This is a genomic window from Streptomyces sp. NPDC030296, assembly GCF_055572815.1.
In genome coordinates this window covers 61783-84695 of record NZ_JBVICQ010000014.1, presented here as the reverse complement: position 1 = coordinate 84695, position 22913 = coordinate 61783, and the positions used below count along the sequence as shown (strand labels likewise).

Here is a 22913-nt window from a genome sequence, read left to right as displayed (position 1 = left end):
GGGGAGTGTTCTGGGGGCGGACGAGGGGGTTGTGCGCCGGTGGTACGCCACCGTTCGCGGTGTTCCATCATGCGGTCTCCCGCTTCCCACGGGGCGGACGACGTGGTTTTGTCCTGAGACACCCCGTTCCGCCCCTGGGTTCGCAACCTGCCCCCGGTACAGGAAGAATCGGGGTGCGTGCCGCCAGGGCGGTGCGGTGGTGAGACGCTGCACGGGGTCGCGCACACAACGTGGGTGACGCGGGCCGTACGGGGAGGTGGCAGGGCAAGTGGATCAGCTGACGCAGCACGATCCGCGGCGGATCGGGCCGTTCGAGGTGCTGGGACGGCTGGGTGCCGGCGGCATGGGGCTGGTCTATCTGGCGCGCTCGGCGTCGGGTCGGCGCGTGGCGATCAAGACCGTGCGGACGGAGCTCGCGGAGGACCAGCTCTTCCGTGTGCGGTTCACGCGCGAGGTCGAGGCGGCCCGCGCGGTGTCCGGCTTCTACACGGCGGCCGTGGTCGACGCCGACCCGCGGGCCGCCGTGCCGTGGCTGGCGACCGCGTACGTCCCCGCGCCCTCGCTGGAAGAGATAGTGAACGACTGCGGACCGCTGCCGGTCCAGGCCGTGCGCTGGCTCGCCGCGGGTGTTGCCGAGGCCCTCCAGTCGATCCACGGCGCCGGTCTCGTCCACCGCGACCTCAAGCCGTCGAACGTCCTCGTCGTCGAGGACGGGCCCCGGGTGATCGACTTCGGTATCGCCTCCGGCGTCTCGAACACGCGTTTGACAATGACGAACGTCGCCGTCGGTACGCCCGCGTACATGTCCCCCGAGCAGGCGAAGGACTCGCGCAGCGTCACCGGCGCCAGCGACGTCTTCTCGCTCGGGTCGATGCTCGTCTTCGCGGCCACCGGACACGCGCCCTTCCACGGCGCCAACCCGGTCGAGACCGTCTTCATGCTGCTGCGTGAGGGCCCCGACCTGTCCGGGCTTCCGGACGACCTGCGGCCCCTCATCGAGTCCTGTATGCAGATGGACCCGACCGCGCGGCCCAACCCGGCCGACCTCCAGGCGCAGCTCGCCCCCCATCTCTTCGGCTCCGGGTCCGACGACAGCGGTACGGCGTCGGCGTGGCTGCCCGAGAAGGCCGTCGGCCTCATCGAGTCCCGCCGCGGCGGGCGCCCGTCCCCCAAGCCGGGCCAGACCCCCGGCGGCCGTAGTGGCGGGGGCCGGCCCACGGCCCCGGCTCCCGTGCCGCCCCCGCCCTCGTACGACCCGGCGCCCGTCTCGGTCGGCGCACCCGACACCGGGCCGGTACGGCTCGCCGGCGCGCAGGTGCCCATCGGGCCCGGCCCGCGGGTCGCCGACGCCCGCGCCGCCGCCGTGAAGGCGCCCCCGCCCGAGGCGGGCCTCGCCGCGTCCTGGTCGCGCCCCCGCGCCGGCGTGAACGGCGCCGACCCGGCGCCCGCCGTGACCGCCCACCCCGCGCGCGAGCCGGCCGCCTCCGGCTGGCGCCCCTGGCGTTTCCGCATGTCGAACGACGTGTGGGGCACCCCGTCCGTCGCCGGTGACCTCGTCTACGTCACCTCCTTCGAGGTGCACGCCCTGGACGTGGCCACCGGGCGGCGCCGCTTCAAGACCCGTGACGTGGCCTGGTCGATGGCGGTCGCGGACGGCCGTATCCACGCCTCCGACGGCCCCACGCTCTTCGCGCTCGACGCACGGGAGGGCGCCGACCTGTGGCGGCTGTCCACGGACGCGTGGGTGTACTCGCTGAAGGCCGACCGGGGCACCGTCGTCACCGCCACGCGAGGCGGCGGCGTCCAGGGCTGGGAAGCCTCGAACGGGCACAAGCTCTGGGAGATCACCGGCACCCAGACCGACTTCGAGTCCCCCGAGGCCGGACCGCTCGTCCACGACGGCACGGTCTACGTCTGGAAGGACGCCCGGCTGCGCGCCCTGGAGGCCCGTACGGGTGAGGAGCGCTGGTCGTACCCCATCGGCGACGCGGCGTCCTGCGGCGGCGTCCCGGTCCGGCTGACCCCGGCGGCGGACGGCTATGTGTACGTCTCGGCGGGCAGCCGGGTCCTCGCCATCGACGTGGCGAGCGGCCACGTCCGCTGGCACTTCGAGGCACCGGCGGTGTTCCTGTCCGCGCCGACGTTCGCGCCGGGCCCGGCGGTGACCGGCGGCGGCGTCTACCTCGCCGACTACCTCGGCACGGTCTACGCCCTCGACGCGACCGACGGCCGCGACCGCTGGCGCATCGCGACGGAGTCCCGCTCCTCCCTGGAGCCGGTCCTGGTGGCCGCCGGCCATGTCCACGTCGGCAGCGGCAAGGGGCTCTACACCCTCGACGCCGTCACGGGCACGCCGAAGTGGCGCTTCCAGGCGGGCGGCGAGATCGTCGGCGCCCCGTCGGTGGCGGAGGGCCGCATCCACTTCGGCTCCACCGACCACCTCCTCTACACGCTGAAGGCGGACGACGGCCGCCTGCGGTGGAAGCTCGCGACGGGCGGGGAGATCACCGGCTCCCCGGTGGTCAAGGACGGCGTGGTGTACGCGTGCAGCAAGGACCGCTGCGTGTACGCGCTGGACGCGGAGAAGGGGACGGGGACGGCGCGCACGAGCTGAGCGCCGGGTGCGTGGTTACTCCGGCGGTACCTCGAAGCATGACCCGGGGAACGTCGAGGGCGGGCGTGCAGCATCGCGTCGGTGGCGCGGGCGTGCTCTGTCCGCGCCTCGAAGGAGTGCCCTGAGGAAGGTCGTGGCAGGGGCGGATCCGGCGCCGACATGACCAGTTCAGTGGATGGCCGCGGGCACAGGGGGATCGGGAGCCCGCGCCGCAGAGGCCGCTGCCTCGGTGAGCGCGACTCGCCGCGGATCGACCCGCGCAGAACGCTCGATGAAGCGGGCGGTGCCTTCTCCTGTCAAGAAAGCGCTTTCAGTCAATCTCCCAAATGATCTAGCGGTTCGCTCGGAGCCTTTGGTTGAGTACTCGCAGTCATGCCAAGGCCACCAGACGTGAGGAAATGTCGTATGGGTACATCTCGCATCATGAAGGTCGTCGCGGTCGTTGCGATCGGAGCGCTGACGGGGATGGCCAGTCCGGCGCTCGCTTCGGCACAGTCGCCGAGCGGCTCCTGGACCCCGAACCCCCTATCACTGTCGACCCTTGAAGGACAGGCAACAGCAGCCCCGATCGTCGGGCTCAGAAACGCGAAGTCCGGCAAGTTCCTGCAGCCCACGGGCAACAGCACGGCGAACGGCGCCAAAGTCGTCCAGCAGCCCGGAGATGATCAGAATTCCTCGCAGTACTGGGACATGATTCAGGACGGCGACTACTTCAGCTTCGAGAACGGCCGCTCAGGCAGGAATCTGGGAATCGACGGTGCCAGCACGGCCAATGGTGCGTCGGCGATCATCGCGAACGGATCCGGTGACACGAACCAGGACTGGGTGATCGTCCCAGTGTCGGGCGGCCAGACGGACGATGCCAGACTGCAGAACCGCAAGAGTGGCAAGTGCCTGGGTATTTCCGGCGCCAGCACCGCCAACGGCGCGCAGGCCGCACAGTTCACTTGCGACGGGTCGGAGAACCAGCGCTGGATCCTTGACTTGCTGTGATCTCCAGGGCCAGACGCGCTTCAGCCGCCGTGCCGTTGGCACGGCGGCTGAAGCGGTAGTTGCCCGCTCCCAGGGCCCTTCGGACCAGCATCGGGCGCCTTGGCAACTGCCCTCAATGACTGCAAGACCCTCGAAGGAGCAGAACTGAACACCCGAGATCGTCAGCACGTGAGTACGGGTATGAACCCCTCGCTCTCGGCGTCGTCCCGATTAACCCTGTCCGGTTCGTCGCGGCTCGGCTGGCTCGACGCGTTGCGCGGCATCGCGGCGCTGGTAGTGGTGTTCGACCACTCGTCGTACTCATTCATGGCCGAGTTCCGGCGAGAGCTGATGCCGGAGTTCAACACAAGCCGTTACGGCATCATGGTGTTCTTCCTGGTCAGCGGCTACATCATCCCTGCTTCACTGGAACGCAGGGGCTCCGTGAAAACGTTCTGGATGGGCCGTCTCTTCCGTATCTACCCTCTGTGGGCGGCCGTCGTGACGGGCATGGTGGCGGCCGCGGCGCTGGGCGTGGCGGAAATCCGCGACTTCGGCGGACAGAACGTCGCCTCGGTGGCCGCAGCCCATCTCATGCTGTTCCAAGAGCTGTTGGGAACGCCCAATCTACTGCTCGTTCTCTGGACACTCTCGTACGAGATGGCCTTCTACCTGCTGGTGGTCGCCCTCTTCACCGTCCGCTCGCACCAGCGGTCCATCGCGGTCGCGGTCACCTTGGCGGCGCTCGCCGCGCTGAGCGTGGCAGCAGGTTTCGTGCTGCCGGCCTCAGCCCTCTCCGATGCCCTGGGCACAGGCCGGCTCATCGCACTCACGTCGGTCGTCATGGTGGTGGCCATCTGCTGCGCGTGCTTCGGGTCGACCGCGCTGCGCGTGTTCGGGGGCGTGCTGGGCGGGGTTCTCGCCATGGTCCTGGTCGCCTTCAACGGCACGGTCCCGGTGTGGGAGGGCCTCGTGATCCTCGCCGTGATGTTCCTCGGTACGGCGGTCTATCGGGCAGACACCGGTCAGAGCAGGTGGCCGTACGTGGGGTGCGCGGCCGCTGTGGTGGTCGCCTGCGCGATCGGGAGCGCATACGTCGACGGCGACGGCGGTCACTTCACCAGACGCGCGTGGATCCTGTCCTTTCTGCTGGCCGTGGTCACCTTCGGCATCGGCCTGTTGCTGCGCCGTCGGCGGATCCCGCGTCTACTGGCGGGACTGGGTACGATCAGCTACTCGGTTTACCTCGTGCACCCGCTGCTGCTGGCGGTGAGTGACAGCACGATCGGCCGCCAGCGGCACGACGACCTCGTGCTCGAAGTCGTCTTCTATGTCGTACTGTTGCCCCTCTGTGTGCTGACCTATCGCTGTGTCGAGGCACCGGCCCAGAGATGGGGGCGAAATCTGGCACGCCGTGACGCCCCGGACCGGCCGGTGTCCGGGGCGTCGTCAAAGGCGGAGCAGACAGGCCGGGTGGCTAGCGGGTGATCAGCGACCAGCCCTGATTGGTCGAGCCGTCGCAGCCGAACTGGGCGGCTACGGCGCCGTTGGCGGTGCTCGCGCCAGAGATGCCGAGGCACAGTCCGCTCTTACGGTTCTTGAGCTCGAAGACGGTGTCGTTGCGCCAGTTGAGGGTCCAGTCCTGGTTGAGGTCGCCGGACGGGTTCGCCTGGATGGCCACCGCGCCGGGTGAGGTGCTGGCGCCATTGATTCCGGCGTTCAGACCGGAGTTGTCATTCCAGAAGGTGGTGAAGGAGCCGTCGGCGACGAGCCACCACGACTGCCAGGCACCCGAGGAAAGGGGCTGCTGAACGAGGTTGGCACCCACGGAGGTGCTGCCGCCTGCGGGCTGCAGGTACTTCTGGGACTTGAGGTTACGCAGGCCCAGGGGCTCAGCGGCAGCCTTGGCCTTGATGCTGGAGGATGTCAGGGGCGTCGGCTCGCTGCTCTTGGGCGACTGCGTGTCGGCGAGCGCGGGACTGGCCACAGCCAGCAGGCCGCCGACCATGGCCGCGATGATGACGTTCCTGCTTCGTCTGGTGCTCATGCAGCATCTCCTTACCAGTGGTGCTCCTGGGGTGACCATGAGTACTCAATCAGGCCGCCAGGAGGATTCGCTAGGGCGTTCGAGAAGATCGACTGAGAGCGCTTTCTTGACGGATGCTCGCTGCGTGTGCGGGCCGGATTCGGCGGTGGTGTCGTTGCACCCGACGTGGGCGGGTCGAATATCTCTCCAGATGAACGCCAACCAGCGCCAAGGCCCTCAGTCCGGGGTGGGGCGAACGGCACCACCGCACGAGTTCGGCTTACTGGAAAACGACCCTCCGTTTTATGGCGAGGCTGAAAATGGCCCCCTTCCGCGCGACCTCTGGTGCCTGTCCGGGCTTCGCGGCCTGGGTACGCGACCAGCCAGGTGTTGTGTCCTTTCTCTCCGTAGCGGGAGCGAGTCAGCGGCGCGGACGGGAGCCGGCGGGAGAGACCGCGACAGAATTCACGTCGTCGGCTCACCGCCTGGGACGTGCGGCTCCAGTGGCCTCACGGTGGCGGTCGCCCAGCAGTGCGAGTGGTAGCAGTGGCGTGCCGGGACGCGACAGCCGTCGTCGCCGACGAGGACGTGGTCGGGCCACGCGTGGAACGGCCCGACTACCTCGATCACATCTCCCTGGAAGACGACGCGACTTATATCCAGGTATGGGCACAGGCGCCGTCGCCTCTGACGCGGGTGTTCGACCGGTCACGCAACGAACCCAGTTGAGGAAGACGTCGCTGGGACGGTCGCGGTTGTGCGACTCAGGGACCATCTGTCACGCCGGCCCCTCCATCCACGGGCGGAGAAACTTCCGGCCATGCGATGGACGCGCCCAACTCCCGTTCACGGCATGGTCAGCGCTTACCAAAACCCTGACCCCGAGGACCGTCCCTGTGCGAAGAAGTCGAATGGCCCTCCTCCTGGCCGCCGGTGTCGTCGGCACCCTGGTTCCCGTGCTCGCCCCCACCACGGCGCCCGCCACGGACAGCAATCCCCTCGGCCAGTACCACCGGCAGAAGCCGGCGTGGCACCGTTGCGCCAAGACGCTGCCTGCCGCCTTCCAGTGCGCCAGGATCAAGGTTCCGCTCGACTACAGCCGCCCGGGCGGCAAGAGGATCACCCTCGAGATATCGAGGATGAGGACGAGCACCAAGAAGGAGCGCCGCGGGGTGCTCCTGTTCAACCCGGGTGGCCCGGGCAGTGAGGGCCTCGACATGTCGGCGGAGATGGCGAAAATACTGCCGAAGTCCGTGACGAGGAAGTACGACCTTGTGGGCTTCGACCCACGGGGCGTCGGCCTGAGTTCCCCCGTCACCTGTGGCCTGACGTCCAAGGAGCAGAACCGGGAGCGGCCCTACAAGGCCGAGACGTTCGCCAAGGACGTCAAGTGGGCCCGGACCGTCGCCGAGAAGTGCTACGCCGAGCAGGGCGACACGTTGCGGCACATCACCACCCGCAACACGGCTCGGGACATGGACGTGATCCGTGCCGTGCTCGGTGAAAAGAAGATCTCCTACCTCGGGATCTCGTACGGCACCTACCTCGGTGCGGTGTACACGCAGATGTTCCCGAAGCGGTCCGACCGCTTCGTGCTGGACAGCGCCGTCGACCCGACCTGGGTCTGGCGCGGCGTCATGCAGGGCTGGGCGGAGGGCGCTGAGCCCGCGTTCACCAGGTGGATGAAGTGGACCGCCGAGCGGAACTCCGAGTACAGGCTGGGTGAGACTCCCGAGGCGGTCCGCAAGACGTTCTACGACCTGGTCGCCCGGGCCGACCGCGAGCCGATCCGCTTCGACGGCACCTCACTGACGGGCGCCGACATCCGCTCCGAGAGCCGCATGAGGTTCTTCTACCTGCGCGACGCCGCCGAGTGGATCGCCAAGGTGAAGAAGGCCGCCGGGAGCAGCGCTCCGTCCGCAGGCCAGGATCTCAAGACAACATCCCCGCAGGCTTCGCCGTCGTTCGGCCGTGCCGTTCCCTCGGACAACGACGGGGCTCTCTTCTGGTCCATCGCCTGCGCCGACACGCGCGACTGGCCGCGTGATCCGGAGCAGTACCGCCGCGACGCGATCCGGGACAAGGCCACCTATCCGCTGTACGGCGACTTCACGTCCAGCATCAAGCCGTGCGCCTTCTGGAAGACGCAAGGCAGTGAGCCCGCCACCGTGGTCGACAACAAGGTCGGCGCGCTCATCCTGCAGTACGAGTGGGATCCCCAGACGCCGCTGGCCAGCGGCCAGGGCCTGCGCCGTGCCATGAAGGGGGCGAAGATGGTCACGGTCGCCGGAGGTGTCGGACACGGCGTCTACGGCTCGTTCACGTGCGCCGACAAGACGGCCACGGCCTTCCTGGCCACCGGCAAGCTGCCGGCGAAGGACGTGACCTGCAAGGGGCGGTGAGCGCCCGGCGGCCTCCGCCCGAGAACGCCCCGGCCCGAGAACGCCGAAGTCCGCCGCGGCCCCGAAGGGCCACGGCGGACCGGCGGTCACACGCTCAGGGCGTCAGGAGGTGAACGGTGTGGAACCGTCTTCCGCCGTGATGCTCCACAGATGGTCGGCGGTGCCGTTGTCGTCCCACTGCACGGCCTGCGCCCCGGACGACGTGGACATCCCGTCGATCCCGAGCACCAGGCCGCTGTTCTTGTTGACCAGCTTGGCGTAGCCACCGCCCGCGTCGACGATGGACCACAGATGGTCGGCGGTCAGCGTGTCCCCCCACTGCAGCGCCGCCGCGCCCGCGATCTTCGACGCGTCCTTGACGCCGAGCACCTGGCCGCTGTTGGTGTTGAAGATCTTGTAGTAGCCGTTCTCGGCCGGGGCGATCTTCCACCAGTGGTTGGCGCTGTCACTGGCGCTCTGCTGCTGCAGGGCACCTCCGGCGGCGATCGAGGAACCGGCGATCCCCAGCTCCAGGTTGCTGTTCTTGTTGACGATCTTCACCCGCGGTGTCTCCGGGTACCAGGACTCCAGCTCGGTGACACCGACGAACTTGCCCGCCTGGGGAGTGAAGACCACCCGGAACTGGGAGGTCGTGACCGTCGGGAAGGTCACCTCGTTGGCGTTGTTCGCGACCGGCGCCGCCGGGCTCTTGGTCTGGCTCGGGACGTCCACCCAGGCTCCGTCCTTGAGGTACTGGACGGTGTAGCTCGCCGACACCCGGATGTTCGCGCCGTCGTCGTAGGTGTAGAACTTCACCTCGTTGATCTTGCGGGGCGCCCCGAAGTCGACACCGAGGTGGTCGGTGGCGTTCGGCGAGCCGGAGTTGCTCCACCGGTTGTCGGGGATCTTGTCGTAGCGGATCCAGCCGTCCGTCGCCCGCAGCGGCGCGTCGAACGTGGTGGGCTTGCAGGTCTGGCCGCTGTGGCAGTGCGGGCCGTTGGAGACGATGTTGGTGTAGGAGGCGAACGCCTTCGGGTAGGGCTGCGTGACCGTGCGGCCCAGCCAGTCCTGTTCGGCGGTGAGCGGGTTGGCCGCCACGTTCATCAGCCGCGGCGGCTGTGCCGGGGTGACGGGCGCGGCCACGTTCACGGTGGTGTTGCCGAGGGTCGCCGACTGGTGGATGCGGACGCCGTCCTGGAAGATCTGCAGCCCGCTGCCCTTGCCGTAGTGCGTGCCGTCCCGGTCCCAGCGGATCGAGTAGGTGTGGCCGTGGTACGGGAGGCTCTCCACCGCGAAGTAGTCCCAGCCCGACGGGACCAGCGGCTTGAGCACCAGAGTGTTGTCCGCCTGCGGCTTGATGCCCAGCAGTCCGGTGAGCACCAGGTCGTTGAAGCTGGAGTGGTTGTAGTGCTCGCTGAAGTTGAACCCGTCGTAGATCCAGTCGCCGGTGTCACCGTTGGCGGCCTCGGCGATGTACGGCTTGCCGTCCTTGTGCTGGAGGTCGGCGAACTGGGCCAGCATCGTCTGGTAGTCGGCCTTGGTGACGTAGCTCTGCGCGGGGTAGTCCTGGAGCAGGTTCGCGAGGCCGGTCAGTACCTGGCTGGTCTCGAACGGCCAGCTCGGGCCGTTCCAGTGGCAGCAGTTGGCGTCGTCGCGCTTCTGCACGGCCGGTATCGCCTGGTAGTTGAAGTACGGGTTCGCGGTGATCCGGTCGATCTCGGCGAAGCTCGTGCCCTTGGCGAACTTCAGCGTGTTGGCGCCGGCCTTCATCGGGACCTGCACGGTCACGGACTGCGACTCGGAGAACTTCTGCCAGGCCCCGGTGGGCGCGTAGCTGACCGTGATCGGGTTCGCGGTGTCGTCGTTCACGATCAGCTTGTGGGTCGACGTGCCGGAGGTGCCGTTGGCGTAGTGCACGGTCACGGGGTACGTCCCGGCGCCAGGCGCGTCCACGGTGAAGGTCACGTAGCTGTCGTCGAAGTCGATCTGCCCGACGTACTTGCCGTTCGAGGCCGTTGACCCGTTGAAGATGTTCGCGTGGTTGACGGTGGCCTGCTCGGCCTCGAAGTCGTGCACCCGCTCCAGCGTCGTGGGCCCGAACGGCGCCTTGAACCGCTTGGCGTCGGTCAGGTACTTCCACGCCGACGAGTACTGCGCGTCGGGCAGGTTGAACGCCCAGGGGGCGTAGCCCATCAGCTCCCGCCAGGTCGCCCTCTTCTGCTTCAGGGTGCCGTTGGTGGTGTCCGTGTTGTAGAGGTGCATGAAGAAATTGCGCTGCGGGTCCCACAGCGCGTTCTGCACGGCGGACTTGAGCTGCGCGGCCTTGGCGTCGTAGTCGTTCGCGGTCGCCGTGTCACCGTTCATGGTGGCGATCTTGCTGATCGCCTGGGCGGCGGCGTACATGTACGCGTTGATGGTGGGCCGGTAGCCGCGGCCACCGCTGAACCAGTTGCTGCTGTGCATCGACGTCTCGGTGTACTCCGTGGCGTCGGACAGCGGGCTCTGGTGGTACAGGTCGCTGGTGGACTGGGTGCCGTTGACCGTGACGTCGGCGTTGAAGTTGGAGTCCCACCGCTTGTACAGCGCTATGAGGTGGGGGAGCGCGGACTTGATCTGCGCGGCGTCCCCGGTGGCGAGGTACCGCTGGTACGCGGCACTCGTGATCCACTCGCTGAAGTTGCGTACGCCCGAGTTGCCCGCCCCGCGCAGCCAGAAGTCCAGGTAGTCACCCGCGTAGGCGCGGTTGTGCAGCCAGCGGCCGTCCAGCAGGTGGTAGCCGGTGGCGTCCGGGAGCGCGGTGTACGGGTTCCCGGCGTACCCGATCGGCACGTCGTACTCGGTCGACACGTACCCGGTGCCCGGCACGGTGTAGCGCAGCGCGCGCTTGTAGGTGCTCCACCGGTAGTAGTAGACGTCGTCGATGTCGTTGTCGGGGGTGTCGACGAAGGGGATGTTCTCCTTGTACCACTGGGGTTCGTCGAGCTGGTTGGCGGCGAGGATCGCGTTCTTGTCCAGCGCGACGGCGTTGGGGTCGTCGGCGGCCTGGGCGGACGTGGCGCCCGGTCCGGCGGACAGCAGACTGATGGACAACACCGAGCCGCACAGGGCGGCGAGGGCGCGGCGGCTGCGTCTGGGGCGGTTGCGCATAGAGGTGTCCTCCATTGGGCACTCATGCGATGGTTCGACGTTCGAGATATCGAACGGTGTTCGAGGGGTTGGGAGACGGTAGTGGCGGCGCTGTCCGAAAGTCAATGCTGTACATAAACGTGATGTAAGGGTCGGTGGCGGTCTGCCGAACCGTGCGCGGTCAACGGGAAAACCCTGGGTTGATGTGAATTGCCCCCTGCGGGACATCTCCTCCACCTCGCCTCTGAGGGGTCGTTGGGTGGGTGCGCCGCCCAATCCCGCCAGAACCATTGACGTGTTGGCCGGGCGGCGCCCATCATCGGGCAACTCGATGTCATCGTTGACATGTGTCATCGATGACATCCCTGGCCGGCGGTGTGGACGACAGCGCGGGCCAGGGTGCCACATCGTCGGGTCGCTCGCCGCAGGCTGTGCTGCGAGGGCGGCCGCAGCCCAGGAGTCGCCATGAGCTCTGGACGTGTACACCGGCCTGCCCGCGTGCGGATGATCGCGGCGACGGCTGCCGTCTGCGCCCTGTCAGCCGCCCTGCCGGCCCCTCGGGCCACCGCGGCCGACGCCCCGCCGTACTCCGAGACCTACCGTCCCCAGTTCCACTTCACCCCGGAGAAGAACTGGATGAACGACCCCAACGGCCTGGTGTACTACAAGGGCGAGTACCACCTCTTCTACCAGTACAACCCAAGCGGCGACTCCTGGGGCGACATGTCCTGGGGCCACGCCGTGAGCACGGACCTCGTGCACTGGACGCAGCTGCCGCTCGCCCTGTCGCACGACGACGAGGAGATGGTGTTCTCCGGCGGTGCCGTCGTCGACACGGACAACACCACGGGGTTCGGCACCAGGGAGAACCCGCCCATGGTGGCGATCTACACCAGGCACGACAGAACCACCGGCGTACAGTCCCAGGCGCTCGCCTACAGCACCGACCGCGGCCGTACCTGGACCAAGTACCAGGGCAACCCCGTCATCGACATCGGCTCCCGGGACTTCCGCGACCCCAAGGTCCAGTGGTACGCGCCGACCAGGAGCTGGCTGATGACGGTGTCGCTGTCCGCCGAGCACAAGGTGCGGTTCTACTCCTCCAAGAACCTCAAGGACTGGACGCAGCTCAGCGAGTTCGGCCCGGCCGGCGCCACGGGCGGGGTGTGGGAGTGCCCCGACCTGTTCCCCCTCGCCGTCGACGGGGACCCGGACAACGTCAAGTGGGTCCTGGTCGTCAACCTCAACCCGGGCGGTATCGCGGGCGGTTCGGCAGCCCAGTACTTCGTCGGCGACTTCGACGGCACGAAGTTCACCCCCGATGACGACGGCACCTACACCCCGCCCGCCGGGACCGTCGTGCAGGACTTCGAGGGCGGCGACTTCGGGTCGTGGACGGCCACGGGCACCGCGTTCGGGCCGGGACCGGCGGCCGGGACGCTCGACGGGCAGCAGACCGTCACCGGCTTCGACGGCAAGGGCCTCGCCAACAGCTTCCACTCCGGGGACGCCACCACCGGCACCCTCACCTCCCCCTCCTTCACCGTCGACAGCCCCTATCTGAACTTCAAGGTCGGCGGCGGACGGCACCCGCACCGGCCCGGGAAGGTCCTCGCCGACTTCGACGGCGGCACCTACGGCGACTGGACGGCGACCGGCGACGCCTTCGGCCCGGCACCGGCCACCGGCACGCTTCCCGGCCAGCAGCAGGTCTCCGGCTTCCAGGGCGGCGGCCTCGTCAACACCTTCCTGAACGGCGACGCCGCCACCGGCACCCTCACCTCGCCCGAGTTCACCCTCGACAAGCGGTACGTCACCTTCCTCATCGGCGGCGGCAACCACCCCGCCGGCTCCGCCGACCCCACCGTCCTGGAACTCCTCGTCGACGGCCAGGTCGTCCGCAGCGCCACCGGAAGGGACGCCGAGGCACTCGAAGCCGCCTCCTGGGACGTCCGTGACCTCGCCGGAAAGAAGGCGCGGATCAGGGTGGTCGACGACAACACGGGCCGTTGGGGCCACATCAACGCCGACCAGATCGCGCTGTCCGACACCCCGGCCCGGCCCGGCTCCCAGGAGACCTCCGTCAATCTGATCGTCGACGGCCAGGTCGTCCGCAGCGCGACCGGCACCGACAGCGAGAAGCTGGACTGGGCCTCCTTCGACATGCGTCCCTACCTCGGCAAGAAGGCGCGGATCCAACTCGTCGACATGAACACCGGAGGCTGGGGCCACATCCTCGCCGACCGGTTCACCGCAGCCGACACCCCCGCCCGCTCCGTCCTGCGACGTGCCCAGTGGGCCGACTACGGCCAGGACTACTACGCGGCCGTCTCCTGGGAGAACGCTCCGGGCGGCCAGCGGTACATGATCGGGTGGATGAGCAACTGGGACTACGCCGGCGCCGTCCCCACCTCCCCCTGGCGCGGAGCGCAGAGCATCCCCCGCCAGATGGCGCTGCGCACCGTGGACGGCCGTGTCCGGCTGACCAGCGAGCCGGTCAGCGGCGTGAAGTCCCTGCGGCAGGCCCCGGCCACCGCGACCCCGGGCACCGTGACGAACACGTCGAAGCCGTTGACCGGTCCCGCCGGGGACGGCAAGACGCTCGACATCGAGGCCACGTTCTCCCTCAAGGACGCCGAACGCTTCGGGCTCAAGGTGCGCACCGGCGCCGCGGGCGAGGAAACCGTCATCGGCTATGACACCAGGGCCCAGGAACTGTATGTCGACCGCACCCGCTCCGGCGCAGTCGACTTCGGCGGCACCTTCCCCGGCATCCAGACCGCACCCCTGAAGGCGGTGAACGGCAGGATCAAACTGCGGGTCCTTGTCGACTGGTCGTCCGTCGAGGTCTTCGGCGGCAGCGGAGAAGCGGTGATCACCGACCAGATCTTCCCCGATCCCGCCAGCCAGGGGGTCCGGGTCTTCGCCGAGAACGGCTCGGTGAAGCTGGACAAGGCCACCGTCTGGCACCTGGGCTCCACCCACGGCTGAGGTGACGGCCCTCCGCCCCGGAGGGCAACCGCTTGCCCCGGAAGTCGTGGCCGAATCGCTGCTATCGTGGCGTGCACCTGCCAGCAATGTGCTGGCAGTTCGCCATTTGGGCACTCATTTCGCAACGTTTCAACGGGGGTTGAACACGTGAAGTCCCGTCACATCCGTGCCGTCGCCGTCTTCGGTATCGCCGTCATCGCCCTCACCGGAGCCCGCGGCTCCGGCGGTGGAGGCTGCTCGGGCGGCTCGTCCTCGTCCAGCTCGTCCAGCTCCAGCGGCGGCTCCAGCAGCTCCGGCGGCTCCGACAGCAGCTCCTCGTCCACCTCGGGCGGCAGCAGCACCGTGGGAACCGGCGGCTCGTCGAGCTCCAGGCGCGGCGCCGCGAAGGACCTGAAGATCGAGACCTGCACCTACGACAACGGCCTCGTCTCCCGCGTCCGCGCCACCAACAGCAGCTCCACCGCCACGTACTCCTACACGTTCGACCTGGAGTTCACGGACGCGAGCGGCTCCGTGCTGCATACCGCCGAGGACAACCTCATCCCCTCGGTGCCGCCGGGCGAGTCCGCCACCATCGACGTGAAGGCGCCCGCCGGCGCGGTCGAGGACGGCGGCGCGAGCGGCGGCAGCTGCAAGCTGACCGACCTGGAGCGCTCCTCCTTCTGAGGCCCTGCTTCTGAGCCCCCCCGCCGGGGGCTCACCGCACCCGGAACCCGCCCGGCCGGCGTCCGGCGAACAGCCCGGACTGCCGGTCGGCGGGCAGGTTGCCCAGGGAGATCAGGTGCGGCGCGAGCGCCAGGGCGTGCGCCCGCGCCGCCTCCTGGGCGGCCCAGCAGGCCCGTACCGTGCCCTGCACGGCCTCCGTCGGGTACCCGGCGGCGACCTCCGCGCACCGCAGGGCCGCCGCCACCGCCTCGCCCGGTTCCGTCACCTCCGACACCAGCCCCACCTCGTACGCCCGGCGCGCCGACATCCGCTCGGCGGTGCCCATCAGTGCCATGCGGGTCGCCTCCCCGAAGGGCATCCGCTGCGCCATCAGGATCGACTCGAAGGCGCTGACCATGCCGTACGTGGTGTGGGGGTCGAAGAACGTGGCCGTCGAGCCCGCGATCACGAACTCCGCCTCGCCCAGCAGATAGAACGCGCCCCCGCAGGCCATGCCGTCGACGGCCGCGATCACCGGTTTCCAGAAGTCGTTCGCCTTCGGGCCGATCGCGAGCAGCGGATCGTCGATCGCGTAGGGGGAGTTCGGCTGGGGTACCTCGGCCGCCGTGTCGCGGTCGAGGCCCGTGCAGAACGCCCGCCCGCCCGCGCCGGTGACGACGACCGCCCGTACGGTGTCGTCGAACCGCAACTCCCGCCAGGTCCGGCCCAGCCGCTCGGCCATCACCGCGTCGATCGCGTTGAGCTTCTCCGGGCGGTCCAGGGTCAGCAGCGCGACACCGGTGTCCTTGTCGGTGGTCAGGCGCACGGTCACGGGCGCTCCAGAACCCACTGGGGCAGGCCCTCCGGGGTGAACACGGCCTGGACGCGCGCCCCGATGCGGATGCGGTCGGCGGGCACGGAGTCCAGGCGGGCCCCCGCCTCGCTCACCAGGTTGCCGACGAGCCGGATGCGCGGGGCGTCGGCCAGCTCGACGAGGATCACGTTGTACGGGGCCTGCTCGGCGTAGTCCGGGAGCAGCGGCGGGTGCGGCAGCACGTACGACCAGATGCGGCCCCGGCCGCTCACGGGCCGCCACTCGTGGTCGAAGGACCGGCAGTGCGGGCAGCAGGGCCGGGGCGGGAAGCGCGGCTCGCCGCAGTCGGCGCAGGACTGGACCCGCAGTTCGCCACGGGCGGCGTACTCCCAGAAGGGGGCGCCGTCGACGTCCACGACCGGTGTCAGCATGCCCTCAACTCCTTCAGCTCCGTCAACTCCCCGGTCTTCTCAGTTCCGCAGCAGCAGGGCCGAGGTCGGTACGCCCTCGCCCGCCGTCACCAGGCAGGTCGCGGCGCCGGGCACCTGGGCGGTGCTCGTGCCGCGCAGCTGCCGTACGCCCTCGGTGATCAGGTTGAACCCGTGCACGTACGCCTCGCTGAGGCCGCCCCCGGAGGTGTTGAGGGGGAGCCGGCCGCCGATCTCCAGGGCGCCGCCCTCCGTGAAGGCGCCGCCCTCACCACGGGCGCAGAAGCCGTAGCCCTCCAGGGAGAGGGGGATGAGGGCGGTGAAGGCGTCGTAGATCTGGGCGACGTCGACGTCGTCCGGGGTGAGGTCCGCGTGCTTCCACAGATGCCGGGCTGCGGTCCAGGCGGGGCCGGTCAGCGGGTCGTCGTTCCAGTAGTTGACCATGCCGTGGTGCTGGGCGGGCAGGCCCTGGGCGGCGGAGTGGACGTAGACGGGGGTCCGGCGGCAGTCCCGGGCGCGCTCGGCCGAGACGAGGACGCACGCCAGCGCGCCGTCCGTCTCCAGGCAGTTGTCGAACAGGCACAGGGGCTCGCTGATCCACCGGGAGGTCATGTACATCTCGCGGGTCAGCGGGCGGTCGTACATGATCGCGGCCGGGTTCTGGTTGGCCCGGTTGCGGCAGGCCAGGGCGACGTTGAAGAGGTGGTCGCGGGTGGTGCCGTACTCGTGCATGTGGCGACGGGCCAGCATGGCTATCTCGTCGGCGGGCCGCAGCAGCCCGAAGGGTCTCGTCCACTGGGCGGGGGTGGGCAGTTGGACCGTGGTGTTCTTCCACGGGCGGGGGCCCGAGCCGCGTTTGCGGGACCGCCAGGCGACACCGACCGTGGCCTGGCCGGAGGCGATCGCGGCGGCCAGGTGCGCGACCGTGGCGCACGAACCGCCGCCGCCGTAGCCGACCTTGCTGAAGAAGGTGAGGTCCCCGAGGCCGAGGGCCTTTGCCACCTCCACCTCGTCCGTCTCCTCCATCGTGTACGAGGCGAGCGCGTCGACCTCGTCCGGCGCGATCCCGGCGTCGTCGAGCGCCGCGAGGATCGCCCGGCACGCCAACGCGCGCTCCGTCTCCGGGAGATGTTTGGCGAAGGAGGTCTGGCCGATGCCGACGATCGCTGTCGCGTCCTTGAGCACGGCCATGGGAGCCATGGGGCACACCTCCGCACCGGGGCGTCGCTCGCTGCTGACAGTCCGTCAGCGTACAGCTAATCTGACGGTCAGTCAGCTACTGGGATTCGGGTGTACGGAGGCCGGCTGTGCGCGGTGACTCGGAAGGACGCGGTGACGCGGAGGTACGCGGTGACCTGGAGTGGGGGACCATCCCGGGACTGGTCCGCGCCGCCGCCCAGCGGTACGGCGACACCGAGGCGGTCGTCGAGGGGCGGACACGCGTGTCGTACGCCGACCTCGGCGCACGCGTCGAACGGGCGGCGGCCGCGTGCGTCGCCGCCGGGGTGCGACCCGGCGACCGGGTGGGCATCTGGGCGCCCAACTCCCTGGACTGGATCACCGCCGCGCTCGGCGCCGTCTGTGCCGGGGCGGTGCTCGTCCCGCTGAACACCCGCTTCAAGGGCGCCGAGGCCGCGGACGTCCTGGCCCGCAGCCGGGCCAAACTCCTCTTCGTCACCGGCACCTTCCTCGGCACCTCCTACGTGGCGTCGCTGCGGCGGGCGGCCGGGCAGGGGGTGCTGCGGCGGACGGCGGGCCCGGCGGTGGTGGGCGGTGGGCCGCTGCCCGGCCTCCCGCACCTGGAACAGGTCGTCGTCCTCGCCGACGACGCCCCCGCCGACTTCCGCACCTGGAAGGACTTCCTCACGGGCGGCGACGGCATCCCGGCGGCGACGGTACGGGCGCGGGCGGCGGCACTGGACGGCGACTCACCGTCCGACATCATCTTCACCTCCGGCACGACCGGCCGCCCAAAGGGCGCCGTCATCACCCACGCCCAGACCCTGCGCGCGTACGAGGTGTGGTGCCGGCTGGCCGGGCTCCGCCGGGGCGACCGCTATCTGATCGTCAACCCCTTCTTCCACACCTTCGGCTACAAGGCCGGGGTGATCGCCTGCCTCATGCGGGGCGCGACGATGATCCCGCAGCCCGTGTTCAACGTGAGGACGGCCATGGCCAACGTGGCCGCCGAACGCGTCTCGGTCCTCCCGGGCCCGCCCACGCTCCACCAGTCGCTCCTGGACCATCCCGACCGCGACGACTACGACCTCTCCGCCCTGCGCCTGGTCGTCACCGGCGCCGCGGTGGTGCCGCTGCGGCTCGTCGAACGGCTGCGCACGGAGCTGCGCGTCGAGACCGTCCTCACCGCGTACGGGCTGTCCGAGGCCAGCGGCATCGTCACGATGTGCCGGCGCGGCGACGAGCCGTCGGTGATCGCCTCGACCTCCGGGCGCGCGGTCCCCGGCACCGAGGTACAGGTCGTGGACCCCTCGGGCACCCCGCTGCCGCCCGGCTCCCCCGGCGAGGTCCTCGTCCGCGGCTTCAACGTCATGCGCGGCTACTTCGAGGACCCCGGCGAGACCGCCCGCGCCGTCACGGACGACGGCTGGCTGCGCACCGGCGACGTCGGTGTCCTCGACGACGTGGGCAACCTCCGCATCACCGACCGGATCAAGGACATGTTCATCGTGGGCGGCTTCAACGCCTACCCCGCCGAGATAGAGCAGCTCCTCGGCCTCCACCCGGACGTCGCCGACGTCGCCGTCATCGGCGTCCCCGACGCCCGCCTCGGCGAGGTCGGCAAGGCCTTCGTGGTCCGCCGGCCGGGCGCTCTGCTGACGGCGGACGACCTGATCGCCTGGTCACGCCGTGAGATGGCCAACTACAAGGTGCCGAGGTCGGTCGACTTCGTCGGCGAACTGCCGCGCAACGCGGGCGGCAAGGTGGTCAAGGGCGAACTCCGGTCCCGGTGCCGGGCGATGTGATCCCCCGCCGGGCCCTGAACCCCGGTTCCCGGATCCCGGTCCCCGGACGCCGGTCCCCGGTCCGCGGCTCCCGGTCCCCAGATACCGGTCCCCGGTCCCCGCACCCAGACTCCGGACCCAGACTCCGCCCCCGGCGGGCAGCGGCCCCCCCCGACCGCCGTCCGCCCCCGGTACCCGCACCCGCACACGACTCGGCCGCGGTGGCTCCCCCTCCGCGCCACCGCGGCCGATCCCCGTCGGGATGGAGGTCTACTTGCCGCCGCCCAGGTTGAGGGCGGGCGGGGCCGGCGCGTGGTTGTCGAGCGTGGTGATCGTGTCGTCGACCGGCGGCGCGGGCGCGTGGTTGTCGAGCGGGGCGACCGGGTCGCCCTTCGGCGGGGCCGGCGCGTGGTTGTCGAGCGTGGTGATCGTGTCGTCGGCGGGCGGGACCGGCGCATGGTTGTCCAGCGCGGCGTTCTCCGGCTTCTTCTTCTTGTCGCTCATGCTGACGAACTCTCCCCTGGTTCGAGTGAAGGCTGTACGGGCCCCGGTCCGGCGGCTCCCCCGAGGGGTCGCCGGACCGAGGCCGGGTCGGCCCTCACACAGGATCGTGAGGGCCGACGACCCGCCTGCCCCCCGACGCGACGGATCACTGCGCTGAGCATGGCAGGCGCGCATAAACAATCGATGAACGCCCCCGCCCACGAGGGGCCTCAGGCCGCGGAGGCCGGTGAGAGCAGTGCCCTCACCTCGGCGGCCTCCGGGGCACCGACCTGCTCGTACAGCGTCAGGGCCTCCCGCCAGCAGGCGCGGGCGCGGTCCGCCTGGCTGAGGGCGTCCAGCGACCGCCCCAGAGCCGTCAGGACGTTGGCGCGCATCCGGTCGCCGCCGATGCAGCCGATCGCCAGGGCCTGTTCGGCGTGCTGGGCCGCCCTGGCCGGGCGGTGGCCCGCCAGATGGGCCTGGGCGATACGGAAGTGCGTCGTCCCCTCCCACAGGCGCTGACGGTTGGTCCCGAACATCTGCAGGGCCTCGGCCAGTTCGTCCAGCGCCTCGGAGGTGCGCCCCGCCTCCGTGAGGGCGAGCCCCAGGGCGTAGCGCGCGTTGGCCAGCCGCAGGGTGAGCCCCAGGCGGTCGTACAGGTCGATGCCCTGCTGGGCGAGGGCGATCGCGCGGCCGGTGCGGCCCATGGCCAGGTGGACCCGGGAGAGGTTGCACAGCGCGCTCGCCTCCAGGGGCCGGTTGCCCGCCGCCCGCGACCCCTCTATGGCCGCGAGGAGACAGTCCTCGGCGTCGGCGTTCCGGCCCTGGATCAGCGCGATGATCCCCCGGTCGTTGCTGGCCCAGTAGAGAGCGGTGGGGTCCTGGGCCCGCTCGGCCAGGTGCACGGCCCGGCGCGCCTCGTCCTCCGCGTCGTCGTAGCGTCCCGCCACCAGGTGCACGTTGATCAGCGTCGTCCGGGCCCGGCCCTCCGTACGGGGGTCGCCGGCGGCGCGGGAGGCGTCCCTGGCCGCCAGTGCGGCGGACTCGTACTGCTTCGAGTTGGCTCCCGACTCGCCGAGGTCCTTGGCGGCCCACAGCAGGTCCACGCCCCGGCGCAGCCGGTCGGTGGCGAAGGCCTGACGGGCGCAGGCCAGCAGGCAGTTCGCCTCCGAGTACAGCCAGTCGAGGGCCTCCTGGCGGCCGCTGAAGCGCAGCCCCGGGTACTCGGTCGGCTCCAGGTCGTCCGCCAGCCGGTCCCCGGGCCGCTCGATCGCGTACACCTCCGCCGCCGTCGCCAGATAGAAGTCCAGCAGCCGGGACATGGCCGCGTCCCGCTCACCGGGCGGCTGCTCGTCGCGCTCCGCGCAGGCACGCGCGTAGAGCCGCACCAGATCGTGGAAGCGGTAGCGGCCGGGAGCGGCGGACTCCAGGAGGGAGGTGTCGACGAGGATCTCCAGCAGGTCCTCGGTGTCCTCCGGGGAGAGGTCCAGGACGGCGGCCGCGGCGGCGAGCGAGATGTCCGGGCCGTCGGCCAGGCCCAGCAGGCGGAAGGCACGGGCCTGGGCCGTCTCCAGCTGGCCGTAGCCCAGTTCGAAGGTGGCCTTCACGGCCAGGTCGCCGGCCTGGAGCTCGTCCAGCCGCCGGCGCTCGTCGGCGAGCTTCGCCGCGAGGACGGACACCGTCCAGGTGCGGCGGGCGGCGAGTCGGGACGCGGCGATGCGGATGGCGAGCGGCAGGAAACCGCAGGCGGCGACCACGTCGAGGGCGGCCTTCCGCTCGGCGGCGACCCGCTCCTCGCCGACGATCCGGGTGAACAGCTGGAGCGCCTCGTCCGGGGACATGACGTCGAGGTCGACGAGGTGCGCGCCGGCCAGGTCGACCATGCGCACCCGGGCGGTCACCAGGGCCGCGCAGCCCGCGGTGCCGGGCAGCAGGGGCCGGACCTGGGCGGCGTCACGGGCGTTGTCGAGGAGGACCAGGACCCGGCGGCCGTCCAGGACGGACCGGTAGAGCGCGGACCGCTCCTCCAGGGAGTCGGGGATCGCCGAGTCGGCGGTGCCGAGGGCCCGCAGGAAGGAACCGAGGACGGTCTCCGGGTCGGCGGGCCGGGCGCCGGCGCCCTGGAGGTCGACGTACAGCTGTCCGTCGGGGAAGGCCGGCCTGGCCTGGTGGGCGACGTGCACGGCGAGGGTGGTCTTGCCGACGCCGCCGATGCCCGCGAGCGCGGAGACGGCCATGACCTGGCCCTCGGCGGCGGACGCCGCCGACAGCACCTCGCTCAGCTCCGACACGAAGGACGACCGGCCCGTGAAGTCCGGTACGGTCGCCGGGAGCTGGGCCGGGCGCACGGCGGTGGCGGAGGACTCGGCGGCGAGCGGGGCGGAGGGCTCGGCGAGGGTCGGGTCGGCCCGCAGGATCCGCTGCTGGAGTTCACGCAGGCCGGGCCGCGGGTCCACGCCGAGTTCGTCGGCGAGCAGGCGGCGGGTGTCGGCGTACACGGCGAGGGCCTCGGCCTGCCGGCCGCTGCGGTACAGGGCCAGCATGAGCAGTTCCCGCAGCCGCTCCCGCAGGGGGTGCGCGGCGGTCAGGGCGGTCAGCTCGGACACGGCCTCGGCGTGGCAGCCCTGCTCCAGGTCCATGTCGAGCCGGGACTCGACGAGTTGGAGCCGCCATTCGTCGAGACGGGCCCGCTGGGTCTCCGCGTACGGGCCGGGCACGCTCGCCAGGACCTCGCCGTCCCACAGGCCGAGCGCCTTGTTCAGCAGCAGACGGGCCTGGTACAGGTCCCCGGAGCTCTTGGCCTTCTCGGCGTCGGCGGCGAGGTCCTGGGCGACGGCGAGGTCGAGCGCGCCGCCGGACAGGGAGCGGATCGCGTAGCCGCCGGACTCGCTGACCAGGACGTCGGGGGAGAGGGCCTTGCGCAGCCGGGACGCGTAGGTGCGCACGGCGGCCAGCGCCTGGGACGGCGGGTCGTCGCCCCACAGCGCGTCGATCAGTTCGCTCGCGGTGGCGGTGCGGCCCTCACGGAGCAACAGCGCGGCCAGCAGGGCGCGTTGCTGCGGTGAGCCGGTGGCGAGGGGCTCGGTGCCGCGCCAGGCGCGCACGGGTCCGAGCACGCTGAACCGGAGCGCCGCGGCAGTCCCGGCCTCCGGTTCCGGGGCCGCTTCCGGATCCGGATCCGTCGGTCCGGGCGCCGGCAGCGGAATCCGCTCTTCCCCGGAACCCCGCTGCTCCGGCACCCGCGGCTCACCAGCCTCCGGCACTCGCGACTCACCGCCCATCGACGCCCCCCAAGGCCCTCTGATATCCAGGCCAGTTTGCCTTGTTCATGGCAGATACGTCAGCCGTGCGAGACCCCGATCACAGGGAGCCGTCCGGGATGTCACCAGGTCCACACAACCTCTCCTCGACTCTCCGGGAACGCGGCAATGACCGCCACGGGAGCTGACGATCCGTCAGATCAGCGCTAC

At 70.4% G+C, this 22913-nt stretch carries 15 protein-coding genes; 7 read left to right on the top strand and 8 right to left on the bottom strand.

Translation table 11 applies throughout. The annotated features are described in order from the left end of the window. Positions 1-268: 268 nt before the first annotated feature. From afsK to ACZ4Z3_RS33385, 3 genes are all read left to right on the top strand, one after another. Positions 269-2614: a protein serine/threonine kinase AfsK gene (gene afsK / locus ACZ4Z3_RS33395; protein ID WP_468504546.1), complete on the top strand. Its 2346-nt coding sequence runs from the start codon at positions 269-271 to the stop codon at positions 2612-2614. Between the two features lie 423 nt (positions 2615-3037). After that, positions 3038-3607, top strand: a complete 570-nt coding sequence (locus ACZ4Z3_RS33390; protein WP_468504545.1) for an RICIN domain-containing protein — start codon at positions 3038-3040, stop codon at positions 3605-3607. A gap of 180 nt (positions 3608-3787) precedes the next feature. After that, on the top strand, positions 3788-5074 hold the full coding sequence (locus tag ACZ4Z3_RS33385; protein ID WP_468504646.1) for an acyltransferase family protein: 1287 nt from the start codon (positions 3788-3790) through the stop codon (positions 5072-5074). Here ACZ4Z3_RS33385 and ACZ4Z3_RS33380 read toward each other — a convergent pair. Both ACZ4Z3_RS33380 and ACZ4Z3_RS33375 read right to left on the bottom strand, forming a co-directional pair. Then, complete coding sequence (locus tag ACZ4Z3_RS33380; RefSeq protein WP_468504544.1) at positions 5064-5633, bottom strand: RICIN domain-containing protein; 570 nt, start codon at positions 5631-5633, stop codon at positions 5064-5066. The genes ACZ4Z3_RS33385 and ACZ4Z3_RS33380 overlap by 11 nt on opposite strands. Before the next feature lie 444 nt (positions 5634-6077). After that, complete coding sequence (locus ACZ4Z3_RS33375) at positions 6078-6242, bottom strand: hypothetical protein (RefSeq protein ID WP_468504543.1); 165 nt, start codon at positions 6240-6242, stop codon at positions 6078-6080. Positions 6243-6523: 281 nt separating this feature from the next. On the opposite strand from ACZ4Z3_RS33375, the gene ACZ4Z3_RS33370 reads away from it, so the two are divergent. Continuing rightward, positions 6524-8014 carry an alpha/beta hydrolase gene (locus tag ACZ4Z3_RS33370; RefSeq protein WP_468504542.1) on the top strand — a complete coding sequence of 497 codons (1491 nt, stop codon included), beginning with the start codon at positions 6524-6526 and terminating at the stop codon, positions 8012-8014. A 102-nt stretch (positions 8015-8116) separates the two neighbouring features. Here the strand turns inward: ACZ4Z3_RS33370 and ACZ4Z3_RS33365 are convergent, their stop codons facing one another. After that, a complete protein-coding gene (locus ACZ4Z3_RS33365; protein ID WP_468504541.1) occupies positions 8117-11155 on the bottom strand; it encodes an MGH1-like glycoside hydrolase domain-containing protein in 3039 nt (1012 codons plus the stop codon). 429 nt (positions 11156-11584) lie between these two features. On the opposite strand from ACZ4Z3_RS33365, the gene ACZ4Z3_RS33360 reads away from it, so the two are divergent. Together ACZ4Z3_RS33360 and ACZ4Z3_RS33355 are read left to right on the top strand one after the other, a co-directional pair. Then, positions 11585-14110, top strand: coding sequence for a GH32 C-terminal domain-containing protein (locus ACZ4Z3_RS33360; RefSeq protein WP_468504540.1), 2526 nt, complete (start codon positions 11585-11587; stop codon positions 14108-14110). A 147-nt stretch (positions 14111-14257) separates the two neighbouring features. Further along, positions 14258-14776, top strand: a complete 519-nt coding sequence (locus ACZ4Z3_RS33355; protein ID WP_468504539.1) for a hypothetical protein — start codon at positions 14258-14260, stop codon at positions 14774-14776. 31 nt (positions 14777-14807) lie between these two features. On the opposite strand, the gene ACZ4Z3_RS33350 is transcribed toward ACZ4Z3_RS33355, so the two are convergent. Genes ACZ4Z3_RS33350 through ACZ4Z3_RS33340 form a run of 3 tightly spaced genes read right to left on the bottom strand, consistent with a single transcriptional unit; the run spans position 14808 to position 17188 of the window. Further along, positions 14808-15587: an enoyl-CoA hydratase/isomerase family protein gene (locus tag ACZ4Z3_RS33350; RefSeq protein WP_468504538.1), complete on the bottom strand. Its 780-nt coding sequence runs from the start codon at positions 15585-15587 to the stop codon at positions 14808-14810. Then, a complete protein-coding gene (locus tag ACZ4Z3_RS33345) occupies positions 15584-16000 on the bottom strand; it encodes a Zn-ribbon domain-containing OB-fold protein (protein ID WP_468504537.1) in 417 nt (138 codons plus the stop codon). Before ACZ4Z3_RS33345 ends, ACZ4Z3_RS33350 begins: the two co-directional genes overlap by 4 nt. Positions 16001-16039: 39 nt before the next feature. After that, positions 16040-17188 (bottom strand): lipid-transfer protein, encoded by a 1149-nt coding sequence (locus ACZ4Z3_RS33340; RefSeq protein WP_468504645.1) that lies wholly within the window; start codon positions 17186-17188, stop codon positions 16040-16042. A gap of 116 nt (positions 17189-17304) precedes the next feature. Here ACZ4Z3_RS33340 and ACZ4Z3_RS33335 point away from each other — a divergent pair, with 116 nt between their 5' ends. After that, the gene (locus ACZ4Z3_RS33335) at positions 17305-18981 is read left to right on the top strand and encodes a FadD3 family acyl-CoA ligase (RefSeq protein ID WP_468504536.1); all 1677 of its coding nucleotides are present in this window, start codon (positions 17305-17307) and stop codon (positions 18979-18981) included. Positions 18982-19230: 249 nt separating this feature from the next. Here the strand turns inward: ACZ4Z3_RS33335 and afsS are convergent, their stop codons facing one another. Together afsS and afsR are read right to left on the bottom strand one after the other, a co-directional pair. After that, positions 19231-19464 carry a regulatory protein AfsS gene (afsS, locus tag ACZ4Z3_RS33330; RefSeq protein WP_249828919.1) on the bottom strand — a complete coding sequence of 78 codons (234 nt, stop codon included), beginning with the start codon at positions 19462-19464 and terminating at the stop codon, positions 19231-19233. A 209-nt stretch (positions 19465-19673) separates the two neighbouring features. Continuing rightward, entirely contained in the window at positions 19674-22724 is a 3051-nt protein-coding gene (afsR, locus tag ACZ4Z3_RS33325) for an SARP-family global regulator AfsR (protein WP_468504535.1), read from the bottom strand. Positions 22725-22913 lie beyond the last annotated feature (189 nt).